2 protein-coding genes are annotated in these 4534 nt (G+C 57.8%); both read left to right on the top strand.

The features are described 5' to 3' along the window. A partial coding sequence (locus tag U9S71_RS16060) for a DUF7507 domain-containing protein (protein WP_326328631.1) occupies positions 1 to 3403 on the top strand: 3403 nt, incomplete at its 5' end. Beyond that, positions 3404 to 4414 carry a PorP/SprF family type IX secretion system membrane protein gene (locus tag U9S71_RS16055; protein ID WP_326328630.1) on the top strand — a complete coding sequence of 337 codons (1011 nt, stop codon included), beginning with the start codon at positions 3404 to 3406 and terminating at the stop codon, positions 4412 to 4414. The last annotated feature ends 120 nt before the right edge of the window (positions 4415 to 4534 follow it).

Here is a 4534-nt window from a genome sequence, read left to right as displayed (position 1 = left end):
CCCAGATACGGATAACCCCGGCACACCGGGCGACCCGGGTGTACCAACCACCACAGACGTACCATCAGCCCGTTCTTTGGCATTATCCAAAGCGGTAACCAGCGAGGCCCCATACGCAGTAGATGATTACATCGATTACGAGATGGTCATCTATAATACGGGGAATGTAACGCTGACAGATGTTATCATCACCGACGACAATGCGGAGATTGTATCGGGATCGCCTGTAGTTAGTTTAGCACCGAATACCACCGCCACCGTTATCGCACGGCACCAGGTTACGCAGGCCGACATCGATGGGGGAGTTGTTGTGAACCAAGCGAAGGTAACGGGCAACGATCCGGAAGGAAACCTAACACCGGTGGTGCCATCGGACAACCCGAATACCCCACAGCCGAATGACCCCACCGTGGTCGAACTGGCGCAAAACCCCGGATTGACGCTTACGAAACGGACAACTGGAGAAGGCCCGTATGCGGTAGATGATTATGTCGATTACGAGATGGTCATCCGTAATACCGGCAACGTAACGCTCACGAACGTAGTCGTTACCGACGACAATGCAGAAATCGTATCCGGTTCACCGGTAGCGAGCCTGGCGCCGAACGCAACGGCCACGGTCATTGCACGTCACCAGGTTACCCAAGCCGATATCGATGCGGGCATCGTCGTGAACCAAGCGACGGTAACGGGCAACGACCCGGTAGGCAACCCGACACCGGACGTGCCCTCGGATAATCCGGATACCCCGCAGCCGAACGACCCCACCGTCGTCGAATTGACACAGAAACCCGGCTTGTCGCTGAGTAAGCGCGCAACGGGCGAAGGTCCGTACGCGGTAGGGCAGTACATCAACTACGAGCTCACCGTAACCAATACGGGCAACGTAACATTGACCAATGTAACGGTGACGGACAACAATGCGGAAATCACGGCGGGTTCACCGATTGTTTCATTGGCACCGTTTACCAGTGCTACGGTCATCGCACGGCACCAGGTAATGCAAACCGACATCGATGGGGGTACGGTGGTGAACCAGGCGACCGTAACAGGCGATGATCCGGAAGGCAATCCGACACCGGACGTGCCATCGGATAATCCAGATACGCCACAGCCCAATGATCCGACAGTAGTTGAGCTGGTGCAAAAACCAGCTTTGACACTGACCAAGCGTGCCACAACCAAGGGTTCTTACACAGTTGGTCAATATATCTATTACGAGCTCACTGTAACCAATACAGGCAACGTAACGCTGACCGATGTGGTCGTTACCGATGACAATGCGGAGATTGTATCGGGTTCTCCGGTAGCGAGCCTCGCCCCGAATGCCACGGCTACGGTCATCGCGCGGCACCAGGTTACGCAAACCGACATCGATGCAGGTACGGTGGTGAACCAGGCGACAGTAACGGGCAACGATCCGGACGGTAACCCGACCCCGGAGGTGCCCTCGGACAACCCGGATACCCCGGAGCCGAATGATCCGACAGCGGTTGAATTAACCACGAAGCCATCCCTGTCGTTAACCAAGCGGGTAACCGGCGAAGGTCCGTATACGGTAGACCGGTACATCACTTACGAGATCACCGTACGCAACACCGGGAACGTAACGCTGACCAACGTAACGGTAACGGACGATAACGCCGAGATCACGGTGGGCACGCCGGTAGCGAGCCTGGCACCGAATGTGACGGCTACCATCCTCGCGCGGCACCAGGTGACACAGGCCGACATCGACGCTGGGTCGGTGGTGAACCAGGCCAACGTGACCGGCAATGACCCCGACGGTAACCCGACCCCTGAAGTACCATCGGACAACCCGGATACCCCGGAGCCGAATGATGCTACGGTGGTGCCGATGGAAAGCACGCCGATGCTGTCGCTTACCAAGGGGGTAACCAGCGAGGGCCCGTATGAGGTGGGCGACCCGATCAGATACTTTAATATCGTGGTAACCAACACGGGCAATGTGACACTGACCAACGTGGTCGTTACCGACGATAGCGCAGAGATCCTCGCCGGTTCGCCGATTGCCAGGCTAATGCCAGGCGAATCCGTCTCGGTGATGGCCCAGCATGTGGTAACCCAGGCCGATGTGGATGCCGGCGAAGTGATCAACCAGGCGAAGGTATCGGGCGACGATCCGGATGGTAACCGCACCCCCGAGTTCCTGTCGGACGATCCGAATACGCCGGAACCGGGCGACGAAACCATCACGCCCATCGCACAGGCACCTGCGATACGTATCGGCAAAGTGGCCGACAGGCAGCTTGTCGAGAAGGAAGGCGACCGTATCAACTACCAGCTGCAGGTGACCAATACCGGGAATGTAACGCTCCACGATGTGGAGATCACCGACCCGCTGACCGGATTTGTGCAACAGATTGCCCAAGTGAAGCCAGGTGCCACCAATGCCCACACCTTCCGGACGGCTTACGTGACCACCGCCGCTGATCTGGTGGTTGGCAAGATCGTCAACACGGCCACGGTAACGGCTCTAGCACCTGACGGAAGCGAAGTGACCCACGCGGCCACCGTGGAAGTGGAAGCATACTTCAAAGAGATCGAAGCGGAAGACGACGACTTCGGTCCGGTGAACGGCAAGACGGGTGGCAGCACAGGCAATGTCTTCACCAACGACAAGGTCAACGGCAAGCCATTGGTGCCCGAAGAAGTAACCCTCACCCGGGTGCCATCGGACGGTCCATCACCGCTGACACTGGAAGAAGACGGTACGGTAACGGTTGCACCGAACACACCGGCCGGAACGTATAGCTTCGAGTACCGGGTGTGCGATGTCATCAATCCGAACAATTGCGAGGTGGCCACGGTCACGGTCGTGGTGGCACCAGCCGAGATCCAGGCCATCGAAGACCGGGTAACCGGTGTAAACGGCTATGAAGGCACGTCGGATGTAACCAATGTGTTTACCAACGACCGGCTCAACGGTGCGCCCGTGGTGCCGGAAGAAGTGACGCTGACACTGGTCAGCGGCGATGCGGCGTTGACGCTCAACCCCGACGGCTCGGTCGACGTGGCGCCGGGCACACGGGGCGGCACGTATACCCTGCAATACCAGATATGCGAAAGGCTGAACCCCGATAATTGCTCGGTGGCAACGGTAACCATCACCGTGGTGAACCCGCTCAAGATCCCGAACGTGTTTACCCCTAACGGGGACGGCAGGAACGACCAGTTTGAGATCATCGGCAGCGAAGGTTTCGACCGCATCGAGGTGACCATCGTTAACCGGTGGGGCAACGAGGTGTACCGGAACGATAACTACCAAAACGATTGGAGTGGCCAAGGTCTTACGGAAGGCACCTACTATTACCTGATAACAACCCATCTGGGTGGCTCGAAAGAAGTGCACAAAGGTTGGGTATTGATAAAACGTCTGTAAATGAAGAAGCTGATCATAGCAATAACAGGACTGGCACTACTTATAGTAGCCAAGGAAGGCGTAGCCCAGCAGAACGTCCAGTTCACACAGTACATTTTCAATTCGATGAGTGTGAACCCGGCGTATACGGGTTACAAGGAGCAATGGTTTGGCCAGCTGGGGCTGCGCAGCCAGTGGGTAGGGCTGGAGGGCGCCCCCCAGACGGGCCTGCTGTCCATCGACGGCATCGTGGACCCGATCAACAAGCGGCACGGGCTGGGCATGCAAATCACGGCCGACAAGCTCGGCCCGCAGGCCGCCACCTCGGCCTATGCCAACTACGCGTTCCGCCTGCGGCTGAACGAAGAGGACACGCAGCGCCTGAGCTTCGGCATCGGTGCTGGGGTAACACAGTACAGCCTCGACGGTGCCGTGCTCGATCCCATCGACGGGGGCGACCAGACGATACCCGCGGGCAAGATCAGCAACTGGGTGCCGGATGTGCGCTTTGGCGTCTATTATTACAACCCCCGCTGGTATGCGGGTGTATCGGTGATGGACCTGCTGTCGGGCGACCAGAGCAACAACATTTTCCGCTGGGACAATACCACTACGGACAACATCCGGCGCAAGCGGCACATGTATTTCATCGGTGGGACGCTGTTCAACCTGAGCCGGGGGCTGGACTTCCGTCCGAGCCTGTTGGTGAAGGAGGACTTCAAGGGCCCGACGAGCGTGGACGTGAATGCGATGTTCATCTTCGGGCAGCGTTTCTGGCTGGGTGCGGGCTGGCGCACGGGCGTTACGGTGTTCAAGCGCGACTACAACCGGGTGAGCGGCAACAGCCTGGACGGGCGCAACTCGTTTTCGGCGATTACGCAGATTTACCTGACGGAGGCACTGCGGGTGGGTTATTCGTACGACCACATCGTGAGCCAGCTGAGCAGCGTACAGAACGGTTCGCACGAAATCACGTTGGGCATTACCTTCGGCCGCCGCGATCGACGGCTGTTGAGTCCGCGGTTTTTTTAGGGGAGACACTAGACGTTAGACAACAGACAATAGACAACAGACACTAGACATTAGACAGTCGCCATGAGATACCATCTGAAACGATTCTTTTTTTTCGCAGTGCTGCTTTGCATGAGCGGG

The sequence above is a fragment of the Parapedobacter flavus genome (genome assembly GCF_035818675.1).
GTDB classification, from domain to species: domain Bacteria; phylum Bacteroidota; class Bacteroidia; order Sphingobacteriales; family Sphingobacteriaceae; genus Parapedobacter; species Parapedobacter flavus.
The sequence above is the reverse complement of the archived record's forward strand: the minus strand, read 5'-3'. Positions and strand labels throughout refer to the sequence as shown.

Excerpts from the sequence above, each read along its gene's own strand:
- U9S71_RS16055 (WP_326328630.1), top strand. The coding sequence starts at position 3,404 with ATGAAGAAGCTGATCATAGCAATAACAGGACTGGCACTACTTATAGTA.